This window comes from Protofrankia sp. CiP1_Cm_nod4, from assembly GCF_982290645.1.
In genome coordinates this window covers 52,760-55,488 of the sequence record NZ_CEVIVC010000020.1, presented here as the reverse complement: position 1 = coordinate 55,488, position 2,729 = coordinate 52,760, and the positions used below count along the sequence as shown (strand labels likewise).

Below are 2,729 nucleotides of genomic sequence, written 5' to 3'. Positions count from 1 at the left end.
GCCTGCCCGGTCGGGCCGGGCAGGTGCAGCGGCCGGGCCAGGTCCGCGTGGACGATCTCCAGGCGGTCGGTGCGGCCGTCCAGCCGGGCTCGCAGCCGGTCGAGCATGGCGGCGGAGCCGTCCACGGCGATCACCCGCCCGTGGGGCAGCCGGTCGAGCAGGGCGGCGGTGTCACGGCCGGTGCCGCAGCCGGCGTCGAGGACTGTCTCGCCGCCGGCCAGCGCCAGGCGGGAGAGGGTGCGCAGGCCCCACTGCTCGTGGGGCAGCGGCAGGGAGTCGTAGCCACGGGCGTCCCATTCGCGAGGCATGTACCGAGCCTATATCGCGGCAGGTGATGGTTCGATAGCAGGGTGAGACATTGCTCGCCGCCGGGAGGAGCGTCTCGGGGCTGCGCGCTCCGATGCGGATCCCGTGCTGGTCGGTACCGCCGCGGGGACGACGAAACCGGCGGGACGGCAGGGCCGGCTGCGGGCGGGGGCGGCTGCGGTAACGAGATTTTAAACAACAATCGTGGTGTCCGGCCGTGTGCATGCGCCCGGGGCCGGGAAGCCTGGAAGGAGACGAATCCGGTGATGCGATCTTTCCCACGGCATACGTCCTGCCCGGAAAGGGGAGCGAACGGATATGACCGCTGACCACGCGCCGAGGGGAACGGTTCACACACCGGTGTCGGCACGCCCCGGGGCCGCCGTCGCCATCGCCTTGCTGACCTTCCTGCTGTCCGCCTTCATACTCCCGGCCGCGGTGCCGGGCCGCCCGACCGCCGCCTACCTGTCCGCCGGGCTTATCGGTGCCGGGGTGGTGTTCGGTGTGCTGCTCGCCGCCGACTTCGCCCGGGCCGCGGCCGCGCGCCGGGCCGGTGTCGAGGTCAGCGGGATCAGGGTCGGTGCGTTCGGCAGCCGGCTGACCACCGTGACGAAGATCACAGAACCTGTGGCCGCCGCCCGCGTCGCCCGCGCCGGCCTGTTCGTCGGCGGGCTCGGAGGAGGCGTGCTCGTCGTGCTCGGCTGGCTTGCTCCCAGCGGCGCCGCGGCGCTCGCCGGCAGCGTCGGGCTGTGGGCGGGCGGCCTGCTGCTGTTGCTCACCGCCTCGGAGCTGCTGCCCACGCCACGCACCGGCGGGGGGCGGCTGCTCGCGTCCGCGGTGTACCGCCGGACGGGCAGCCGGGAACGCGCCGACGCCGCCGTGGCCCGGGCCGCGGTGGCCGTCGGCTGGGCTCTGATCGCGTCGGGCCTGGCCGTGACATTCCTGGCCAGCCCGGCGGGGCTGTGGGTGGTGCTGCTGGGCTGGATCGCGCTTGGCGCCGGCCGGCTCGAGCAGTCCCGGTTGCGCACGAACCGGCTGCTGGCCGGGGTCCGGGTCGGCGAGGTGATGGGGCCCGCCCCCGAGAGTGTGGCCGGTTGGCGTACGGTCGCCGCCGCCGTGGAGGATGTGGTGGCGCCGGCCGTGGCCGCCTCGGGGCGGACGGTGTTCACCGTCGTGGACTTCGACGGCGCGCTCGCCGGGGTCGTGTTCCTGCGTGACCTTGACGCGGTCCCGCTGGACGACCGGGGGCTGACCAGGGTCAGCAAGGTGAGCGTGCCGATGACCACGGTGTGCCTGACCACAGCGGACGAGCTGCTCACCGACCTGCTTCCGCGGCTGGCCGGGCGGCCGGGCGCGGGCCTCGCGCTGGTGGTCGACGACATCGGCGCTGCCAGGCCACAGCCGGTCGGCGTCGTCGGCCACATGGAGATCACGAAGACGTTGGCGGTCGCGTCGTTGCGGGCCGCCGTGGCCGGCGCCTCTGGCGCGTCCGGCGCCGCCGGCGGGCCCGGGGCCGGCGGGCCCGGGGCGGCGGCCGGTACGACGGTGCCGGGCGCCGCGCGGCCGTCCGACTGAGCAGCTCCCCTGAGCGGCGGCCGCTGCCCGGCCGGGGCCGGTCGGATGGCATGCTGGCATGCGTATCCGCCGGAGTGCCCGGGAGGGACACGAGTACTGTTGCCGCCATGACGATCAGGACCGCTGAGGCGTTGGCCGGCCGTACGCCTGTCGACTACCTGGCGGTGGGGAACCCGACACTTGACGTCCTGCCCGACTCGTCCTTCGCCATCGGCGGGAGCATGGTCTACGCCGTGGTGCAGGCGGCGCGGCTGGGGCTGTGCGCCGTCGGTGTCGGGCGCGGCCGCGACGTGGAACTGGCACCGGTGTGGACGCCGTTCGAGGCGGAGGCGTTCCTCTACATCCAGCCGGCGCCGGAGACGACCCGGTTCCGCAACGACAACACCGGCGGTGCCGGCAGCCTGCGTACCCAGTGGCTGGAGGCGTCCGCGGGTGCCGTCTCGGGGCTCGACCGGCTCCCGGAGAGCAGGGTGCTGCATCTGGCGCCCGTCGCGCGGGAGATCGTCCTCGACGATGTTGTCCGGCGCAGCGCGCGGGGGCTGGTCGGGCTCACTCCGCAGGGCCTGATCCGTTCCTGGGACGCCAGCCGGCTCGTCCGTCATCACATGCTGCACATCGACGGCGCGACCGCGAAGAACATCGACGCGGTGGTGTTCGCCGACTACGAGGCCGCCTATCTGGCCGGTGTGGCCGAGGCGGTGCGCCGCGCCGGTGGGGTCGTCGTGGTCACCAAGGGCCCTCGAGGGGCGGAGGTCCTGCTCGCGAACGGGACGCAGGAGTTCGCCGCCATCGCGGCCGACCGTCTCGTCGATGACACCGGTGCCGGGGATGTCTTCGCCGCGTCGCTG

General features: G+C 74.2%; 3 protein-coding genes. 2 read left to right on the top strand and 1 reads right to left on the bottom strand.

What is annotated here, in order from left to right; all coding sequences use genetic code 11:
• On the bottom strand, window positions 1–308 hold a 308-nt coding region (locus AC5LSR_RS06570), incomplete at its 3' end, for a class I SAM-dependent methyltransferase (protein ID WP_493468250.1).
• A gap of 358 nt (window positions 309–666) precedes the next feature.
• Between AC5LSR_RS06570 and AC5LSR_RS06565 the strand changes: the two genes are divergently transcribed.
• Both AC5LSR_RS06565 and AC5LSR_RS06560 read left to right on the top strand, forming a co-directional pair.
• Window positions 667–1,881: a CBS domain-containing protein gene (locus AC5LSR_RS06565; protein WP_250291167.1), complete on the top strand. Its 1,215-nt coding sequence runs from the start codon at window positions 667–669 to the stop codon at window positions 1,879–1,881.
• 107 nt (window positions 1,882–1,988) lie between these two features.
• Window positions 1,989–2,729 (top strand): PfkB family carbohydrate kinase (locus AC5LSR_RS06560; RefSeq protein ID WP_493468249.1); only part of this gene is annotated, 741 nt, incomplete at its 3' end.